This window comes from Zoogloea sp. GDB6, from assembly GCF_056724105.1.
In genome coordinates, this window is the sequence record NZ_CM161497.1 from 1,536,833 (window position 1) to 1,556,835 (window position 20,003).

General features: G+C 68.4%; 5 protein-coding genes. 2 read left to right on the plus strand and 3 right to left on the minus strand.

Annotation, left to right across the window (positions count from 1 at the left end):
- The first annotated feature begins 2 nt into the window (after positions 1 to 2).
- Together urtD and urtE are read left to right on the plus strand one after the other, a co-directional pair.
- Positions 3 to 854 carry an urea ABC transporter ATP-binding protein UrtD gene (urtD, locus tag AC1PQG_RS06990; RefSeq protein ID WP_481121891.1) on the plus strand — a complete coding sequence of 284 codons (852 nt, stop codon included), beginning with the start codon at positions 3 to 5 and terminating at the stop codon, positions 852 to 854.
- 3 nt (positions 855 to 857) lie between these two features.
- Positions 858 to 1,550 carry an urea ABC transporter ATP-binding subunit UrtE gene (gene urtE, locus AC1PQG_RS06995; protein ID WP_481121892.1) on the plus strand — a complete coding sequence of 231 codons (693 nt, stop codon included), beginning with the start codon at positions 858 to 860 and terminating at the stop codon, positions 1,548 to 1,550.
- A 182-nt stretch (positions 1,551 to 1,732) separates the two neighbouring features.
- Here urtE and AC1PQG_RS07000 read toward each other — a convergent pair whose 3' ends face one another.
- Genes AC1PQG_RS07000 through AC1PQG_RS07010 form a run of 3 tightly spaced genes read right to left on the minus strand, consistent with a single transcriptional unit; the run spans position 1,733 to position 20,002 of the window.
- Positions 1,733 to 3,844: a site-2 protease family protein gene (locus AC1PQG_RS07000; protein WP_481121893.1), complete on the minus strand. Its 2,112-nt coding sequence runs from the start codon at positions 3,842 to 3,844 to the stop codon at positions 1,733 to 1,735.
- On the minus strand, positions 3,844 to 5,211 hold the full coding sequence (locus tag AC1PQG_RS07005) for an efflux RND transporter periplasmic adaptor subunit (RefSeq protein WP_481121894.1): 1,368 nt from the start codon (positions 5,209 to 5,211) through the stop codon (positions 3,844 to 3,846). The genes AC1PQG_RS07000 and AC1PQG_RS07005 overlap by 1 nt, the downstream gene beginning before the upstream one ends.
- Before the next feature lie 16 nt (positions 5,212 to 5,227).
- Positions 5,228 to 20,002, minus strand: a complete 14,775-nt coding sequence (locus AC1PQG_RS07010) for a choice-of-anchor Q domain-containing protein (protein WP_481121895.1) — start codon at positions 20,000 to 20,002, stop codon at positions 5,228 to 5,230.
- Position 20,003: the final 1 nt, after the last annotated feature.

A 20,003-nucleotide genomic window follows, 5' to 3' on the forward strand; every position in this document is an offset into this window, starting at 1 on the left:
CGATGCGCGTCGAATCCTCCATCTCCCGCAACGCCCCCGCCGACGGCCAGAAGGAAGGCTGGGATGGCGCCGCCAACACCGGCCACGTGCTGACCCCCGGCGCGCTCGACCTGTCCCACAAGGTCATGCTCTACCTGGACGACATCACGGTCAGCTTCGATGGCTTCCGCGCCCTCAACCAGCTGTCCCTGCAGATCGATGCCGGCGAGCTGCGCTGCATCATCGGCCCCAACGGGGCGGGCAAGACCACGATGATGGACGTGATCACCGGCAAGACCCGGCCGGATTCCGGCAAGGCCTTCTTCGGCCAGACCATCGACCTGACCCGCCTCACCGAGCCACAGATCGCCCACGCCGGCATCGGCCGCAAGTTCCAGAAGCCGACCATCTTCGAGCACCACACCGTCTTCGAGAACCTGGAGCTGGCCCTGAAGACCGACAAGCGGGTCAAGAAGAGTCTGTTTGCCCGGCTGTTCGGCGACGACCTCGACAAGATATCCGACACCCTCCGGCAGATCCGCCTCGACGACCAGGCCGACCGGCCGGCCGGGCTGCTGTCCCACGGCCAGAAGCAGTGGCTGGAGATCGGCATGCTGCTGGTGCAGGACCCCAAGCTGCTGCTCCTCGACGAACCCGTCGCCGGCATGACCGACGACGAGACCGAGCGCACCGCCGAGCTGTTCGTCAGCCTCAAGGGCAAGCACTCGCTGGTGGTCGTCGAACACGACATGGCCTTCGTCGAAGCCCTCGGCGGCAAGGTCACCGTACTGTGCGAAGGCTCGGTGCTGGCGGAGGGCGACCTCGCCACCGTCCAGGCCGATCCGCGCGTTATCGAAGTCTATCTGGGGCGCTGAACCATGCTGACCGTCACCAACCTCAACCAGTACTACGGCGGCTCCCACATCCTGCGCAACCTCAGCTTCGAGGTGCCGATGGGCAAGGTCACCACCCTGCTCGGGCGCAACGGGGTGGGCAAGACCACGCTGCTCAAGACCCTGATGGGCCTGGTGCCCGCCGCCACCGGCAGCATCGCCCTAGACGGCACTGACATCACCAAGGCCCCCAGCTACGGTCGCGTGCGCGCCGGCATCGGCTACGTGCCCCAGGGCCGCGAGATCTTCCCGCGCCTGACGGTGGAGGAGAACCTCATGATGGGCCTCGCCACCCGGCCCGCCAGCGCCGAAGTACCGACCCGCATCTTCGAGATGTTCCCGGTGCTAAAGCAGATGATGCGGCGGCGCGGCGGCGACCTCTCCGGCGGCCAGCAGCAACAGCTCGCCATCGGCCGCGCGCTGGCTCCCGGGCCCAAGCTGCTGATCCTCGACGAACCCACCGAAGGCATCCAGCCGTCCATCATCAAGGACATCGAACGGGCGATCCGCGCGCTGGCCGAAACCGGCGAGATGGCGATCCTGCTGGTCGAGCAGTACTACGACTTCGCGCGGTCGTTGGCGGATCACTATCTGTTGATGGAACGCGGTGAAATCATCAGCCGGGGAAGGGGAGACGAGATGGAGGCCAGGCAGGTGCGGGAGATGCTGGCGGTGTGATGACGGCAGTCCGGCGGTCGCCCACCCGCTATCCTTTCCGCTAAATACATACGGAATATGTCCGGCAGCCTCCGGGATTCGTTGTCGACGGCTCGGCATCCTTGGAGGACCGGCCTGTCTGTGCCGCGCCGGCCTCGCCGCGACGCGCATGGGCTGCGGCGCAGGCCCGGCGGGCACGGGCCTCAGAAGCCGCTCTCGCGCCACAGCACGTTGGTGGCGCTGCGCAGAAAGCGCAGGCCGGGCGCCTCCCAGCGCCCCGCGATCGAGACGCGGCCGCGCCACGCGTGCTGCGCCGGCAGCTCGCTGTCGAGCACCTTCAGCTGCACCCGATAGACGGCCCGCTCCGGATACAGCAGGCCCTGGCGCTCGCGCACGAGCACGTGGCCGCCGAAGCTCGCCGCGAGCTCCGGCTCGGACAGCGTGTGCGACGCGTCCGCGTCGATGCGCTCGACTTCGAGCCGCGCGACCGGGCCTGACAGTCCGTCCGCTACGAACAGCCCGGCATCGCCCGGCGCGATCCGCGTCACGTCCTCCTCGTCAACGTAGGTGACGACCTGGCGCGGCCCGCTGCCGACGACGCGGCCGAAGGGCTCGCGGTGGGCGAGCCAGTCGCCGACGCGCAGCTCCGGGTCCACGTCGCGCAGTACCCCGGCGTGCGGCGTGCGCGGCGCATAGCGGCCCGCATCGGCGGCGATCGTGCCGTCCTCGGCCTCGGCGGTGGCCTGCTGTTCGCGCAGCACCTGCCAGTCGCGCCGCAGTTCCGGATCGAAGCCGGCCGCGGCGGCCTGCGATGCGAGGCGCTCGCGCCGTGCATCGCTCTGGCCGGCACGGGCGGCGAGCTGCGGTGAGGCGAACTCGACGACGACCGCGCCGGCCGGCACCTGCTCGCCGTTGCGGAACGGCAGTGCGGCCAGCTGCGCCTGCTCCGGCGTGACGATCACGAACGAGTCCTGCGGCTGCAGCAGTCCCGAGCCGGTCACCGGCGTCGGCCACGGCAGCACGAAGAAGGCGCTGCCGAGCACGGCGAGGAGCAGGGTGCGGCGCGCCCGCGGCCGCGCCAGGATCGCGTCCCGGCGTTCGTGCCAGGCTTTCAGTTCGGACATCAGTGGCATTGCAACGAACCATCCGATCTCGACGGCGAACAGCATGATGCCGACCGCCTTGATGAAGAAGTGATACACCAGCGCCGCGATGCCGAGAAACAGCACGAGGCGGTACAGCCAGGTGCCCCACGCGAACAGGATCAGTCCGCGCCGGCGCGCCGCGTCGAAGTGCTCGGGCGCCGGCTCCCCGAGCGCGAACAGGCGCTCGCGCAGGTCCCAGCGCGCCAGCGCGAAGGCGCGCCCGTGCAGGTTGGGCATCTGCAGCCAGTCGGCGGCGAGGAAATAGCCGTCGAAGCGCATGAACGGGCTCGCATTGACCGCGAGGGTAGCAATCCACGTCGTGCTCGAGAGCAGGAAGGCGATCCCCTTCGGGCCGCCCTCGGGCAGCAGCGACCAGGCGAGCGAGGCCCAGGCGGCCACCGCGAGCTCGGTGGCGATGCCGGCGGCGGCCACCGCGAGGCGCTGATCGCGCCGGGTCAGCTTCCAGACCTCGTTGGTGTCCGTATAGGCGACCGGCCACAGCACCAGAAAGGCCACCCCCATCGTCGGCACGCGGCAGCCGAAGCGCTTCGCGGTGAAGCCATGGCCGAGCTCGTGCAGCACCTTCACGATCGCGATCGCGACCCCGTAGGCGGCCAGCCCCTGCCAGGTGAGCATGTCCACGAGCGTCGCCGAATACTGCTCCCAGCCGCGCATGATGCCGGCGAGGCCGAGCAGCCCAGCCAGCACCGTCGCGGCGAGAAAGCCGCGGCCGAACAGGAAGCCGAGCCGCGGTGCCCAGCGCGCGAGCCACGCATCGGGGCGCACCAGCGGCAGGCGCAGGAACAGGTAGTTGTGCAGCAGCCAGGTCGCGAGGCTGCCCTTTCGGCGCGCCACCTCGCCAGCGAGCCGCGCGGCCTGGCCCGGGCCGACCGCGAGCAGCTCGTTGGCGGCCAGAAAGCGCAGCAGCACCTCCACGTCGTCCGCCTCGACCTCGAGGGTCGTCTCGGCGCGGATCCGCTCGGCGATCCGCGCCGGCTCGGCGAGGGACCAGCGCGACAGGATCTCGATGCTCGGCCAGTCGAGCTGGAAGAAGCGGTTGCGGACCGGATCGTGCAGCGTCCAGCTCGGCTGGCCGTCGGGCAGGCGCGGGCCGTCGAGCAGCGCGAGCTCGTCGCGTAGCCGCGGCAGGGGCGAGGCGGCGGCGCTCATCAGATCGCCACGAACTGCCGGATCGTCGCGAGGGGCCGGCGCATCATCCAGTAACCGAAAGGCACCCAGCCGCCGCGCAGCTTGACCGTGCCCTTCAGGCCGATGCGCCGCCCGGCCGGCGCCTCCACCAGCGCGCGGGCGCGGTAGGCATGGCTGCCGTCGGGCCGCGCGATCGCATCGTGGGTCAGGTAGCGCAGGCGGCCCTCGACCGGCGCGAACGGGCTCGCCGCGAGATACAGGCTCACCTCGGCCCCCTCGTCCAGCGGGATCGCATCGCCGATCGGGATCCAGGCCTCGATCTCGACGTCGTCGGGTCGCGCGATGCGCATCACGCGCTCACCGGTCTGCACCGGGCGGCCGACCCATTCGGCTGGATCGTCGAAGATCGCGACCCCGTCCTGCGGCGCGAGCACGCGGGTGCGCTCGAACTGGCTCGCGAGAAAGGCCTCCTCGGCGCGCTTCTCGCCGATTTTGCCGAGCAGCGCGGCGAGCTGGTTCTTGGATTTCGGGTCGGACAGCGCCAGCTGCGCGAACTGGCGGTATTCGGCCTCGGCGGTCGCGAGGGCCTGGCGGGCGACTTCCAGCCGGCTCGCGATCGGCCCCTCGTCGAAACCGAACAGCGCCTCGCCGGCCTTGACGAGCTGGTTCGGGCGCACGTGAAACTGGCCGATCACGCCGTCGAGCGGCGCGCGGATCACCGCCGGGTTCGCCGCGACGAGCTCGCCCGGGGCGAGCACCGACAGCCGCACCGGCAGCAGCAGCAGCGCGAGCACGCCGAGCGCGATCTTCGCGCCGCGGCGCTTCCACCACGGCCGATCGGGCGTGGCGCCGCGCCGCCACCACGCGGCCAGGCCAGCCGTGGCCGGCCGGTGTTTCGCCCGCCACGCGTGCAGCCAGATGTCGGCCCATTCGCCGAGCAGCGCGAGCGTCTGGCCGTCGAGTGGCAGATCTCCGGCCACCAGCAGCCCGCCGGGACGCTCGCCCCGTGCCTCGTCCGCCGGCAGCGGCACCCACACCGAGAAGGCCGGTAGCCATTCGTTCCATTCCGCGGCCAGCTCGGGCGGCAGCCCGTCGGGGCCGACCACGCGCACTCCGGGCGCCGAGGGTGCCTCGGTCAACACCCGGCAGACCTTCTCCAGCCATTGCACGTAGGGCGCGTTGCGGTCCGCCTGCGTCACCCCGGACAGCGTGCGCACGCCGCCGTCGGCAAACCACAGCGCGGCCTGCCGGTAGGGCAGCAGCGCCCGCGTGTCGTTGGCGAGCAGAAAGGCCAGCTCCTCGCTGCCGGCCGCCGCGCGGGCGCGGTGGCCCAGGTCGAGCAGCGCAAGCAGCGGATTGGCCTGCCCCCCCGCAGCGGGGCCGTTCATCGCTTCCTCCCGGCCATCAAGCCCACGGCCCCTGCGTCAGCGTGCGGGCGAGCGCGGCGAGGCGCTCGCCAACCCCTTGCGGACGTGCTGCATGGCGGATCTGCTCGGCCAGGCCCGTGCGGCCGGCCGCGGCCAGCGGCTGCGCCGGCCTCTCCAGCGCCGCACCGCGCTGGGCGCCCGTGCGTCCGTCGCCGACGACGAACTTGAAGGTCGCCACCGCCTCGCGGCCGTGGTTGTCACGGGCAATCACGCGCACCTCCACCGTGCCCTTCACGTTCGCGGACGCCTTCACCACGAACTTGCCCGAACTCGCGTCGAACACGATCCACGGTGGCAGCGCCGCACCGTTGGCCTGCTCGGCCCGCAGCGTCACGGTCGCGTTCGGGTTCGCATGGGCGAAGGCATCGTGCGGAACCGGGATCACGGCGGGACTGCCGGCCTGCACCGCAGTGTCCGAGATGCCGCGCGCCAGCATGATCCCGTCGCCTGCCGCGCCCGACGAGGGCGCGAGCACGGCGATCTGGAAGCCTCCCTGCGAGGGCGGTGTCAGCGTCGGCGTGAGGCTGATGCCGGTGCCGGGGGTGCGCTGGGTGTCGCTCGCGCTGGACGGCGGCGCAGTCGGAGTCGCCAGCGGCGTCGGGGGCTCCAGCATCGTCGGGCTGCCGGAGGTGACCGGCGTGTTGAGCGGCGAGCTCGGCGGCAGGAAGGTCGCGGGCGGCGCGGCCGGCGGTGCGCTCGGCGTCGTCGGGGGAGTCGGGGGAGTCGGCGTCGGCGGCGTGCTCGGCACGGGCGGGGTGGGCGGCTGCAGTTGCGGCTGCGGCTGCGGAATCACTGTTGCGCTCGCCTCGCTCGCCACTTGCTCCACGCTGCCGTGGGTGTCGGTGTAGGTGGCGACAACGCGCAGGCGGTGGCCTAGTTCGGCAGCGCTCGGCAGGTAGCTGTCGGTGGTGGCGCCGGCGATGTCCGTCCAGCCCCCGTTGCCGTCAGTGACCTGCCAGCGATAGCTCACCGGGCCGACGCCGTCCGGATCGGCCAGCGTGTTCGAGGCGCGTAGCACGGCCCCGATCTGCGGAGTGCCGGTGATCGCCACGCTGCCGGTGTGCGGATCGTTCACGTCGATTGCGTAGGCCTGGCTGAAGACCGGGCCGTCGTTGCCGGCCGTATCCGCGACCTTGACCTTCAGTGTGCCGGCGGACGGTAGCGTGAGGCCGGCAACGGACCAGCGGGTGCCGTCGGTCGTTGCGGTGCGCCAGGTCGTGCCGCCATCGAGGGAGACGAACACGCGCTCGCCCTCTGCGAGCGGCGCCGACAGGCGACCGCTCAGGGTCTGCGCGGCATTGCGGGTTACGAAGTCGGCCGCGCCGGTGTCGTCTGACAGCGCGACCTCGCCGATCGTCGTGGTCGGAGCGCTGCTGTCGAGCACGTAGGTGCGGCTCGCGACCGCGCCGTCGTTGCCGGCGGTGTCGGTCACCTTGACCTTCAGCGTGTTGCTGCCAGTGAGGGTGACGCCGCCGAGCGACCAGTTCGTGCCATCCGTCGCCGCTGCGGTCCAGGTCGTGCCGTCGTCGAGGGACACATAGACGGTCTCACCGGCGCCGAGCGGGGCCGACAGCGTGCCGCTGACGGTCTGGGACGCAGCGCCCGTGACGAGGTCGCCGTTGGTGGTGCCGTTCGCGGCGGTGTCGGCCGAGAAGCTCACCGAGGTGACCGTTGCGGTCGGGGCCGTGGTGTCGAGCACGTAGGCGCGGCTCGCGACCGCGCCGTCGTTGCCGGCGGGGTCGGTCACCTTGACCTTCAGCGTGTTGCTGCCGGTGAGGGTGACGCCGCCGAGCGACCAGTTCGTGCCATCCGTCGCCGCCGCGGCCCAGGTCGTGCCGTCGTCGAGGGATACATAGACGGTCTCACCGGCGCCGAGCGGGGCCGACAGCGTGCCGCTGACGGTCTGGGATGCAGTGCTCGTGACGAGGTCGCCGTTGGTGGTGCCGTTCGCGGCGGTGTCGGCCGAGAAGCTCACCGAGGTGACCGTTGCGGTCGGGGCCGTGGTGTCGAGCACGTAGGCGCGGCTCGCGACCGCGCCGTCGTTGCCGGCGGTGTCGGTCACCTTGACCTTCAGTGTGTTGCTGCCGGTGAGGGTGACGCCGCCGAGCGACCAGTTCGTGCCATCCGTCGCCGCCGCGGCCCAGGTCGTGCCGTCGTCGAGGGATACATAGACGGTCTCACCGGCGCCGAGCGGGGCCGACAGCGTGCCGCTGACGGTCTGGGACGCAGTGCTCGTGACGAGGTCGCCGTTGGTGGTGCCGTTCGCGGCGGTGTCGGCCGAGAAGCTCACCGAGGTGACCGTTGCGGTCGGGGCCGTGGTGTCGAGCACGTAGGCGCGGCTCGCGACCGCGCCGTCGTTGCCGGCGGTGTCGGTCACCTTGACCTTCAGCGTGTTGCTGCCGGTGAGGGTGACGCCGCCGAGCGACCAGTTCGTGCCATCCGTCGCCGCCGCGGCCCAGGTCGTGCCGTCGTCGAGGGATACATAGACGGTCTCACCGGCGCCGAGTGGGGCCGACAGCGTGCCGCTGACGGTCTGGGACGCAGTGCTCGTGACGAGGTCGCCGTTGGTGGTGCCGTTCGCGGCGGTGTCGGCCGAGAAGCTCACCGAGGTGACCGTTGCGGTCGGGGCCGTGGTGTCGAGCACGTAGGCGCGGCTCGCGACCGCGCCGTCGTTGCCGGCGGTGTCGGTCACCTTGACCTTCAGCGTGTTGCTGCCGGTGAGGGTGACGCCGCCGAGCGACCAGTTCGTGCCATCCGTCGCCGCCGCGGCCCAGGTCGTGCCGTCGTCGAGGGATACATAGACGGTCTCACCGGCGCCGAGCGGGGCCGACAGCGTGCCGCTGACGGTCTGGGACGCAGCGCCCGTGACGAGGTCGCCGTTGGTGGTGCCGTTCGCGGCGGTGTCGGCCGAGAAGCTCACCGAGGTGACCGTTGCGGTCGGGGCCGTGGTGTCGAGCACGTAGGTGCGGCTCGCGACCGCGCCGTCGTTGCCGGCGGTGTCGGTCACCTTGACCTTTAGCGTGTTGCTGCCGGTGAGGGGGACGCCGCCGAGCGACCAGTTCGTGCCATCCGTCGCCGCTGCGGCCCAGGTCGTGCCGTCGTCGAGGGATACATAGACGGTCTCACCGGCGCCGAGCGGGGCCGACAGCGTGCCGCTGACGGTCTGGGACGCAGCGCCCGTGACGAGGTCACCGTTGGTAGTGCCGTTCGCGGCGGTGTCGGCCGAGAAGCTGACGGACGTGACTGTCGCGATCATCCTGTTCGCAATGGCGGTATAGCTTGCCGGGGCGGTCTGCGTGCCGCCGTTGCCATCGTCCGCTGTTACGATGACGCGCACATACTTGTGCGCATCGAACGGGGTCAGCGTGTAGCTGGCGCTGGTGGCGCCGCTGATCGACGCACCGTTGGTGCCATTGGTGTCGTCGGCGCGGTACCACTGGTAGGTGTAGCTGCGGTTGTCGCCATCCGCATCGCTCCAGCTGCCGTTGGTGGTCGACAGCGCGTTGCCGACCGTCGCGGTGCCGGAGATGGACGGAGCAACGGAGTTCGTTGGTGCGGAGTTCGTGATCTCCGTCCAGGCGGAGTTCGCGGTCGGGGTGCCTCCGTTGCCGTCATTGGCGGTCACGACGACGCGCAGGTACTTGTGCGCATCGGACGTGGTCAGCGTGTAGCTGGCGCTGGTGGCGCCGCTGATCGAGGCGCCGTTGGTGCCGTCGGTGTCGTCGGCGCGGTACCACTGGTAGGTGTAGTTGCGGTTGTCGCCATCCGCATCGCTCCAGCTGCCGTGGGTGGTCGACAGCGCGTTGCCGACCGTCGCGGTGCCGCTGATGCTCGGCGCGGTGCTGTTGACCGGGGCCGAGTTCGTGACCGGGGTGTAGGTCGTCGTCGCGGTCTGGGTGCCTCCGTTGCCGTCGTTGGCGGTCACGACGACGCGCAGGTACTTGTGCGCATCCGAGGTGGTCAGCGTGTAGCTGGCGCTGGTGGCACCGCTGATCGACGCACCGTTGGTGCCGTCGGTGTCGTCGGCCCGGTACCACTGGTAGGTGTAGCTGCGGTTGTCGCCATCCGCGTCGCTCCAGCTGCCGTTGGTGGTGCTGAGGCTGTTGCCGACCGTCGCGGTGCCGCTGATGCTCGGCGCGGCGCTGTTGACCGGGGCCGAGTTGGTGATTTCGGTGTAGGTGGAGGTCGCGGTCGGCGTGGCGCCCTTGCCGTCGTTGGCGGTCACGACGACGCGCAGGTACTTGTGCGCATCGGACGCGGTCAGCGTGTAGCTGGCGCTGGTGGCGCCGCTGATCGACGCACCGTTGGTGCCGTCGGTGTCGTCGGCGCGGTACCACTGGTAGGTGTAGCTGCGGTTGTCGCCATCCGCATCGCTCCAGCTGCCGTTGGTGGTGCTGAGGCTGTTGCCGACCGTCGCGGTGCCGCTGATGCTCGGCACAGCGCTGTTGACCGGGACCGAGTTCGTGACCGCGGTGTAGGTGGAGGTCGCGGTCGGCGTGGCGCCCTTGCCGTCGTTGGCGGTCACGACGACGCGCAGGTACTTGTGCGCATCGGACGTGGTCAGCGTGTAGCTGGCGCTGGTGGCGCCGCTGATCGAGGCGCCGTTGGTGCCATTGGTGTCGTCGGCCCGGTACCACTGGTAGGTGTAGCTGCGGTTGTCGCCATCCGCATCGCTCCAGCTGCCGTTGGTGGTGCTGAGGCTGTTGCCGACCGTCGCGGTGCCGCTGATGCTCGGCACAGCGCTGTTGACCGGGGCCGAGTTCGTGACCGCGGTGTAGGTGGAGGTCGCGGTCGGCGTGGCGCCCTTGCCGTCGTTGGCGGTCACGACGACGCGCAGGTACTTGTGCGCATCGGACGTGGTCAGCGTGTAGCTGGCGCTGGTGGCGCCGCTGATCGAGGCGCCGTTGGTGCCATTGGTGTCGTCGGCCCGGTACCACTGGTAGGTGTAGCTGCGGTTGTCGCCATCCGCGTCGCTCCAGCTGCCGTTGGTGGTCGACAGCGCGTTGCCGACCGTCGCGGTGCCGCTGATGCTCGGCGTGGTGCTGTTGACCGGGGCCGAGTTCGTGACCGCAGTGTAGTTCGTCGTCGCGGTCTGGGTGCCTCCGTTGCCGTCATTGGCGGTCACGACGACGCGCAGGTACTTGCGCGCATCGGACGTGGTCAGCGTGTAGCTGGCGCTGGTGGCGCCGCTGATCGAGGCGCCGTTGGTGCCGTCGGTGTCGTCGGCGCGGTACCACTGGTAGGTGTAGCTGCGGTTGTCGCCATCCGCGTCGCTCCAGCTGCCGTTGGTGGTGCTGAGGCTGTTGCCGACCGTCGCAGTGCCGCTGATGCTCGGCACAGCGCTGTTGACCGGGGCCGAGTTGGTGATTTCGGTGTAGGTGGAGGTCGCGGTCGGCGTGGCGCCCTTGCCGTCGTTGGCAGTCACGACGACGCGCAGGTACTTGTGCGCATCGGACGTGGTCAGCGTGTAGCTGGCGCTGGTGGCGCCGCTGATCGACGCACCGTTGGTGCCATTGGTGTCGTCGGCCCGGTACCACTGGTAGGTGTAGCTGCGGTTGTCGCCATCCGCATCGCTCCAGCTGCCGTTGGTAGTGCTGAGGCTGTTGCCGACCGTCGCGGTGCCGCTGATGCTCGGCGCGGTGCTGTTGACCGGGGCCGAGTTCGTGACCGCGGTGTAGGTGGAGGTCGCGGTCGGCGTGGCGCCCTTGCCGTCGTTGGCGGTCACGACGACGCGCAGGTACTTGTGCGCATCCGAGGTGGTCAGCGTGTAGCTGGCGCTGGTGGCGCCGCTGATCGACGCACCGTTGGTGCCGTCGGTGTCGTCGGCCCGGTACCACTGGTAGGTGTAGCTGCGGTTGTCGCCATCCGCATCGCTCCAGCTACCGTTGGTGGTGCTGAGGCTGTTGCCGACCGTCGCGGTGCCGCTGATGCTCGGCGCGGTGCTGTTGACCGGGGCCGAGTTCGTGACCGCGGTGTAGGCGGAGTTCGCGGTCGGCGTGGCGCCCTTGCCGTCGTTGGCGGTCACGACGACGCGCAGGTACTTGTGCGCATCGGACGTGGTCAGCGTGTAGCTTGCGCTGGTGGCGCCGCTGATCGACGCACCGTTGGTGCCGTCGGTGTCGTCGGCGCGGTACCACTGGTAGGTGTAGCTGCGGTTGTCGCCATCCGCGTCGCTCCAGCTGCCGTTGGTGGTGCTGAGGCTGTTGCCGACCGTCGCAGTGCCGCTGATGCTCGGCGCGGTGCTGTTGACCGGGGCCGAGTTCGTGACCGCGGTGTAGGTGGAGTTCGCGGTCGGCGTGGCGCCCTTGCCGTCGTTGGCGGTCACGACGACGCGCAGGTACTTGTGCGCATCGGACGTGGTCAGCGTGTAGCTGGCGCTGGTGGCGCCGCTGATCGACGTACCGTTGGTGCCGTCGGTGTCGTCGGCGCGGTACCACTGGTAGGTGTAGCTGCGGTTGTCGCCATCCGCATCGCTCCAGCTGCCGTTGGTGGTGCTGAGGCTGTTGCCGACCGTCGTGGTGCCGCTGATACTCGGCGCGGTGCTGTTGACCGGGGCCGAGTTCGTGACCGCGGTGTAGGTGGAACTCGCGGTCGGCGTGGCGCCCTTGCCGTCGTTGGCGGTCACGACGACGCGCAGGTACTTGTGCGCATCGGACGTGGTCAGCGTGTAGCTGGCGCTGGTGGCGCCGCTGATCGACGCACCGTTGGTGCCGTCGGTGTCGTCGGCGCGGTACCACTGGTAGGTGTAGCTGCGGTTGTCGCCATCCGCATCGCTCCAGCTGCCGTTGGTGGTGCTGAGGCTGTTGCCGACCGTCGCGGTGCCGCTGATGCTCGGCGTGGTGCTGTTGACCGGGGCCGAGTTTGTGACCGCGGTGTAGGTGGAACTCGCGGTCGGCGTGGCGCCCTTGCCGTCGTTGGCGGTCACGACGACGCGCAGGTACTTGTGCGCATCCGAGGTGGTCAGCGTGTAGCTGGCGCTGGTGGCGCCGCTGATCGACGCACCGTTGGTGCCGTTGGTGTCGTCGGCGCGGTACCACTGGTAGGTGTAGCTGCGGTTGTCGCCATCCGCGTCGCTCCAGCTGCCGTTGGTGGTGCTGAGGCTGTTGCCGACCGTCGCGGTGCCGCTGATGCTCGGCGCGGTGCTGTTGACCGGGGCCGAGTTCGTGACCGCGGTGTAGGCGGAGGTCGCGGTCGGCGTGGCGCCCTTGCCGTCGTTGGCAGTCACGACGATGCGCAGGTACTTGTGCGCATCGGACGTGGTCAGCGTATAGCTGGCGCTGGTGGCGCCGCTGATCGAGGCACCGTTGGTGCCGTTGGTGTCGTCGGCGCGGTACCACTGGTAGGTGTAGCTGCGGTTGTCGCCATCCGCGTCGCTCCAGCTGCCGTTGGTGGTCGACAGCGCGTTGCCGACCGTCGCGGTGCCGCTGATGCTCGGCACAGCGCTGTTGACCGGGGCTGAGTTCGTGACTGCGGTGTAGGTCGTCGTCGCGGTCTGGGTGCCTCCGTTGCCGTCGTTGGCGGTCACGACGACGCGCAGGTACTTGTGCGCATCCGAGGTGGTCAGCGTGTAGCTGGCGCTGGTGGCGCCGCTGATCGACGCACCGTTGGTGCCGTTGGTGTCGTCGGCGCGGTACCACTGGTAGGTGTAGGTGAGCGAGTCACCGTCCGCATCGCTCCAGCTGCCGTTGGTGGTGCTGAGGCTGTTGCCGACCGTCGTGGTACCGGAGATGCTCGGCACGGTGCTGTTGACCGGTGCGTTGTTGGCTGCCGCGACCAGCGTGCGGGTCGTGGTGCTCGTCTGGGTCCCGCCCTTGCCGTCGTCGGCCGTCACCACCACCCGCACGTACTTGCTAAGGTCCCCCGCGACCAGCAAGTAACTGCTGTTCGTTGCCCCCGTGATCGCAGTCTCGCCGGTGCCGACTGTGTTGTTCGCACGGTACCACTGGTAGGTGTAGCTGAGCGAGTCGCCGTCGCCGTCCGACCAACTGCCGGTGCCTGCGCTCAGCGTGCTGCCTACCATGTAGGAGCCGCTGACCGACGGCACGACCGACGCACTCGGTACGCTGTTGGTGATTGCAGTCCAGGTGGAGTTCGCGGTCGGCGTGGCGCCCTTGCCGTCGTTGGCGGTCACGACGACGCGCAGGTACTTGTGCGCATCGGACGTGGTCAGCGTGTAGCTGGCGCTGGTGGCGCCGCTGATCGAGGCGCCGTTGGTGCCGTCGGTGTCGTCGGCGCGGTACCACTGGTAGGTGTAGCTGCGGTTGTCGCCATCCGCGTCGCTCCAGCTGCCGTTGGTGGTGCTGAGGCTGTTGCCGACCGTCGCGGTGCCGCTGATGCTCGGCGCGGTGCTGTTGACCGGGGCCGAGTTCGTGACCGCGGTGTAGGCGGAGGTCGCGGTCGGCGTGGCGCCCTTGCCGTCGTTGGCAGTCACGACGACGCGCAGGTACTTGTGCGCATCGGACGCGGTCAGCGTGTAGCTGGCGCTGGTGGCGCCGCTGATCGACGCACCGTTGGTGCCATTGGTGTCGTCGGCCCGGTACCACTGGTAGGTGTAGCTGCGGTTGTCGCCATCCGCATCGCTCCAGCTGCCGTTGGTAGTGCTGAGGCTGTTGCCGACCGTCGCGGTGCCGCTGATGCTCGGCGCGGTGCTGTTGACCGGGGCCGAGTTCGTGACCGCGGTGTAGGTGGAGGTCGCGGTCGGCGTGGCGCCCTTGCCGTCGTTGGCGGTCACGACGACGCGCAGGTACTTGTGCGCATCCGAGGTGGTCAGCGTGTAGCTGGCGCTGGTGGCGCCGCTGATCGACGCACCGTTGGTGCCGTCGGTGTCGTCGGCCCGGTACCACTGGTAGGTGTAGCTGCGGTTGTCGCCATCCGCATCGCTCCAGCTACCGTTGGTGGTGCTGAGGCTGTTGCCGACCGTCGCGGTGCCGCTGATGCTCGGCGCGGTGCTGTTGACCGGGGCCGAGTTCGTGACCGCGGTGTAGGCGGAGTTCGCGGTCGGCGTGGCGCCCTTGCCGTCGTTGGCGGTCACGACGACGCGCAGGTACTTGTGCGCATCGGACGTGGTCAGCGTGTAGCTTGCGCTGGTGGCGCCGCTGATCGACGCACCGTTGGTGCCGTCGGTGTCGTCGGCGCGGTACCACTGGTAGGTGTAGCTGCGGTTGTCGCCATCCGCGTCGCTCCAGCTGCCGTTGGTGGTGCTGAGGCTGTTGCCGACCGTCGCAGTGCCGCTGATGCTCGGCGCGGTGCTGTTGACCGGGGCCGAGTTCGTGACCGCGGTGTAGGTGGAGTTCGCGGTCGGCGTGGCGCCCTTGCCGTCGTTGGCGGTCACGACGACGCGCAGGTACTTGTGCGCATCGGACGTGGTCAGCGTGTAGCTGGCGCTGGTGGCGCCGCTGATCGACGTACCGTTGGTGCCATTGGTGTCGTCGGCGCGGTACCACTGGTAGGTGTAGCTGCGGTTGTCGCCATCCGCATCGCTCCAGCTGCCGTTGGTGGTCGACAGCGCGTTGCCGACCGTCGCGGTGCCGGAGATGGACGGAGCAACGGAGTTCGTTGGTGCGGAGTTCGTGATCTCCGTCCAGGCGGAGTTCGCGGTCGGGGTGTTGCTGTTGCCGTCGCTGGCGGTCACGACGACGCGCAGGTACTTGTGCGCATCGGACGTGGTCAGCGTATAGCTGGCGCTGGTGGCGCCGCTGATCGATGCGCCGTTCGTGCCGTTGGTGTCGTCGGCGCGGTACCACTGGTACGTGTAGCTCAGCGTGTCGTTTTCGGCATCGGTCCAGGTTCCGTCGGTGGACGACAACGCATTGCCGACGGTGGTGCTGCCGCTGACGGCAGGCAGCACGCTGTTCACGGGGGCGGCGTTGAGGTTCTGCAACGAGACGGTCACAGTCGCCTGCCGGTTCACCGTCGAGTTGTTGTTGCCCGAGCCGCTGTCGGTGACGGTGGTGAGCGTGACGACGCGATTGCCGGCCGTCGCGGTGGAGTCGCTGTTGCGGTACTCGATGCCGTCGACGAGCGTGGCCATCTGCGCATCGCTGCGGGTCATGCCGCTCAGCGTGATGGTGGCGGTGCCGGAGACGACGCTGACGCTGTAGTTGCCGATGCCGGAGATCGTGCCGCTCGCGCCGTTCGTCAGCGCGAGGTCGGTGCCGCCGATCTTCAGGTATTCGGTCGTGTCGGCGACGTTGGTGACAGTGAGCGTGGCGCCGGTGAAGGTCTGACCGGAGTCGTTGGTGGCTGCGGCGGTGCCGCTGAAGAGGCTGACGCCGCTGCTCGCGCCCTGCGTGAAGGTCGGCGTCGCGCCGGTCGCGGTGAGGGTGGGGGCCATCGTGTCGGCCGTGGTGAAGGCAATGCCGGTGACGTCGCGCATCGCGACCGAGGTCGCGTTGTTGGTGCCGCCATCGACGCTTGCGGTAAAGGCGCCGTCGTCCACTTCGACGTAGATGTGCTTGCCCTTGGGTAGCGCGGAGGTGGGGTCGATCGTGACCTTGCCGTTCGAGATCGTCACGGCGCTGCTGGCGACGTCGATCGCCTCGATCAGCGCGTTCGTGTCGGCGTTGTAAATGCGCACGAAATGGCTGCCGGTGGCCTTCGCGATGTCCGAGCCGAAATCGAGCACGATGTTCGTGCCGGCATCGACGCCGACCGCGCCGTTGAGCGGGCGTGCTTGGCCGATGAACTGGAAGCGGGTCGAGCCGTATTCGTAGGCGCCGGCGTCTGGGGCGCCAACGTTGCGCAGGAAGCCGCGCTGGTCGGCCGTGAGGCCACCGATGGTGCTCCCGAGGCCGTTCGCGCTGCTCCCGTTCAGAAGCGCCAGCGTGTCGGTCGGACCGCCGTTGCGTGCGTCCGACGGTGAGAGGTCCGATCCCGTGAGGGCGGTCGTGGTCGAATTGTTGGTCGCGGTGTCGAAGGACGAGGCGTTTTCGATGAGGCTGTTGCGTACCGTCACCGCTTGTGCCGACGACAGAACGACGTCTCCGGAGCCATCGGAATAAATGATCGAGTCGCTGATCAGGATCGGCGTATTGGTCCCACTGCCGGCATAGATCTGCCGGTTGTGGGGGCTGATGTTGTTGGCAATCGTCGAGTTGCGGATCGTGACCTGTCCGTTGCTCGTGTCGTACGCATTGAGCTCGATTGCCGCACCATCCGCGCTGCCGGCGGTGTAGGTCGTGTTCCCGGTGATGGTCGAATTCTCGATCGTCAGCGTGTCGCCCGATTGGGTGCCAGGGCTCCAGTAGATCGCGGCTCCCAGGTTCATGTGGTTGCCGTACAGATATGAGTCCCGGATGATCACCTGGTGAGTTCCGCCGACGTACATGCCGCCGCCGGAGCTTGTCGTGGGGTTCAGGCCATTGTTCGTGAGCGAGGAGTTCTCGAGCAGCAGGGTGTCGGCCGACATCGCGAAGATGGCTGAGCCGGCCGTGTTGGTGATCGTGCTGTTGCGCAGCGTCAGCTTGGCAGTGGGAAGGCCGAAACTCCCAAGCGTGATCCCGACCCCCAGGTCGTGCGAAGTCGCGCCGACGGAAGTGTGGTCGATGACGACACCATCGAGGGTCAGGTCTTCCTGGTCGTTGATCACGCCGGCATAGCCGACGTTCGGGTCGGAATCGTAGGTCCGGCCGTGGTCCAGGGTGAGACCCCTGATGGAAACCTTGACCAGGTTGTTTTCCTGGCCATCGTCGATCTGGAAGAACTGAGTGGCCCCTGCGCCGTCGATCGTGAGGTTCTCAGCCCCCGGGCCCTGGATCGTCAGATCCTTCGTGATCACGAACCGGTTCGACAGATGCAGCGTGCCTGTGAGGCCGTTCGCGAACGTGATGACGTCCGCTGCGGCGTCCTGTTCGGCCCAGTAGATCGCCTCGCGCAGGCTGAGGCCGGCGCCGTCGGCGATGTCCGCGGCGAGGTTGGCGCCAAAAGTGAGGTTGGTGCCGCTGTCGTCCAGCGTCGTGACGTAATAGATCGTGCCGGTGGTGTCGGGCGTGACCGTGATCGTCGCGTCGCTCCTTGCCGAGGTGCCGCCCGAACCGTCGGCGACCGTGAAGCCGATGCTGCGGGTCGCGCTGGTGGTGGCGTCGGTGTTCGCGTAGGTGATGTTCCCGAGCAGCGCCGACACCGCGGCGGGGGTTGCGTTCGCGTTGAAGGTGACGACGAGGTCCGTGCCGTTGCCGCCGCTGAAGCTGCCGATCGTCGTGCCGCCGTAGGTGACGTTGCTGCCGCTGACGCCGATCAGGCCGCTGCCGCTGCCCTGGCTGCGGATGCCGAGCACGTCGTTGGGGCCTGCGCCGGTGACGGTGAGGCTGCCGTTGTTGAAGTCCGTGTTGTCGGCATCGGTGACGGCCGCGAACGTGCCCTGATCGATCACGCGCGCGCCGCTACCGGCGGTGTAGGCCATCGCGTCGGCGGACAGGTTGGAGAGGACGGGATTGGCCGATGTGCTGGCAGCCGTCGTGGTCACATCGACCTTGGTCGGCGCACTCATGAGATTCCCGATGCTGTCCTTCGCCACGACGTAGACGTCGTACGCCGTACCGGCGCTCAGCCCGGTGACGGAGCCGCTGCCGGTGAAGGGCGAAGACGACGCGGCGAGGCTGCCCGATTGCAGCGCTGTACCGCCGCCCGAGGCAGTGCCGGCCTCGACTTCCGCAGCGGTCGGCGCGGTCGCGCCGTCGGCGACCACGACGTAGTAGATCGTTCCCGCCTCGTCGATGCTGGCGGACAGGGAAAAGCCGGTGGTGGTGGGGCTGGAGGCCGCGGCGGCGACGTCGAAGCTCGGGGCGGTGCGGTCCACCGTGTGCGTGCTGCCGCTGGTGAAGCCCGTGGCAATCGCGTTGCTGGCGGCGTCCTGGATGCCGGTGCCGCTGGAATTCAGGTCCAGCCTCAGCGTGCCGGCGCCGGTAATGCTGTTGACCGTGACCGTATAGGTGCTGCCCGAGCCGGTGACGCTGGAAATCGTGCCGTTGGCCGTGCCGGTATTGGTCAGCGTGAAGTCGCTGGTGTCCACCCCCGTTACGTTCTCGCTGAAGGTGACGGTATAGCTGATCGAGGACGCGTTGGCCGCCGGGCTGCCGGAAACGGTGATGCCGCTGACGGCCGGCGGCGTCGTGTCGGCCAAGCCCAGGGTGATCGAACTGGTCCGTGCGGAGCTGGTCGTTTCGCCGTCATTAACGGTGAGGGTTGCGGTGCGCGTGCCCGCCGTGAAGCTGCCGGCGGTGTTCTGGTATTGGATCAGGCGGATCACCGCCTGATAATCGGCCACCGACGCCGCGCCGCTCAGCGTGAGCGTGGCGCCGTTGTTGGTGATCACGGCGATGCCGTAGGTCCTGGCCGTGCTGACATCCGACGAGGAAAGTGTCAGGCGTTCTGCCGCTCCGTCGGAGGTGCCGGACAGCGTTACCGTGGCACCGAGCAGGCGGGTGTCGCTGTCGCCTTGCGCCAGGACGGCATTGGGCGCGATGAGCACGCCGGAAACGGGAGAGCCGCTGACCACTGCTTCGTCGCTTCCGGCGCCCGCCCCGTTCAGGTCCACCGTCGGGGTGCCGGCGTTCCAATGGACCTCGTACGCTCCCAGGTCGAGGGCGCCGTCGCGGATTCGATCTATGCCACGGATGTCGTAATTTCCGCTGTAATAGGCCGCATTGCTGCTGTTGCCGGCGTTGATGAAGCTGGTGGCTCCGGCCTTGGGGCGGTAATCGCGTGAAGCGGCATCGTTGAATGCGGCGGTCGGATCGTTGATTGCTCCAGAATAATTGTCCGATGCAGTCAGCGTGATGGTGGCGTTCGAACCTTGATATTTAACGGGGTCGTTGTTCGCCGAATTATTGAGCGTATTGCCGGCGAAGATGTTGTTGTAGGCAGTCAGACTGCCCGTCACTGAATTGGTATTGTGGGAAAGAGAGATACCCACGGAGCCAGAGGCTGTGGCAGCAGCGCTCCCGGTCACGGTCAGACTGTTGTTTGCGATGGTGGTGTTGCGGACCACGCCGTCGATGTTACGTCCTCCCGCGAATCGAATCATGCCGCCGCTGCCGGTGTTGGTAGCGGAATCCCAGGTATAGCTGTTGTTCGCGATCACGGAGTTCTCGACCGTGCCGGAACTCCAGAAATTCAAGGGCGCGAAAGCTGCCGTTCCGGATAGCGCCGCAGAGTTGTCAGTGACAATGGAGTTTTTGACGGTAACGGAGGTTGTCGAGGTGTTGCTGGCAATGACGTTCTGCAAGTTGTAGCGGAACAGGCAGCCGTCGATGGTCAACGAACCGTTTTGCGCGCTGATTACCCCGGCAAGTGCTCCTGTCGTACCGAAAAAGCGTTCGAATGTCGCATTTTTCAGCGTGAAAGATCCACTGACCGCGTTGAACACCAGCCCCCGGGCATCCGCGTTGGTTGTCGAGCCGATCGAACTCACATCCCCTGAGAATGTGATGTCGCCAATGTTGTCGCCGTCGACGTCGCCGTTGATGGTCAGGCTGCGGCTGATCGTGAGGGCTACCGAACTGGTGTTCGACGAAAGCTTGATGGTCTCGCCCTTCAGGCTCGATGAAAAGACGATGACGTCGCTGCCGTCGCCCGAGACGGTGATATCCGTTGTGGACGTATTGTTGTTGATGGCAGTCACCGCGTCCCGGAAGGTGACTACACCGTCGTCGCCGGCAGTCGTGGTATCGGAGGTCGAGTTCACGGTAATGACTGCCAGGGAGCCGCTGAAAGCCGCCAGGGCTTCCTGGGTGAAAGGCGCGATGCTATCCACG

Excerpts from the sequence above, each read along its gene's own strand:
- urtD (WP_481121891.1), top strand. The coding sequence starts at position 3 with ATGCGCGTCGAATCCTCCATCTCCCGCAACGCCCCCGCCGACGGCCAG.
- urtE (WP_481121892.1), top strand. The coding sequence starts at position 858 with ATGCTGACCGTCACCAACCTCAACCAGTACTACGGCGGCTCCCACATC.
- AC1PQG_RS07000 (WP_481121893.1), bottom strand. The coding sequence starts at position 3,844 with ATGAGCGCCGCCGCCTCGCCCCTGCCGCGGCTACGCGACGAGCTCGCG.
- AC1PQG_RS07005 (WP_481121894.1), bottom strand. The coding sequence starts at position 5,211 with ATGAACGGCCCCGCTGCGGGGGGGCAGGCCAATCCGCTGCTTGCGCTG.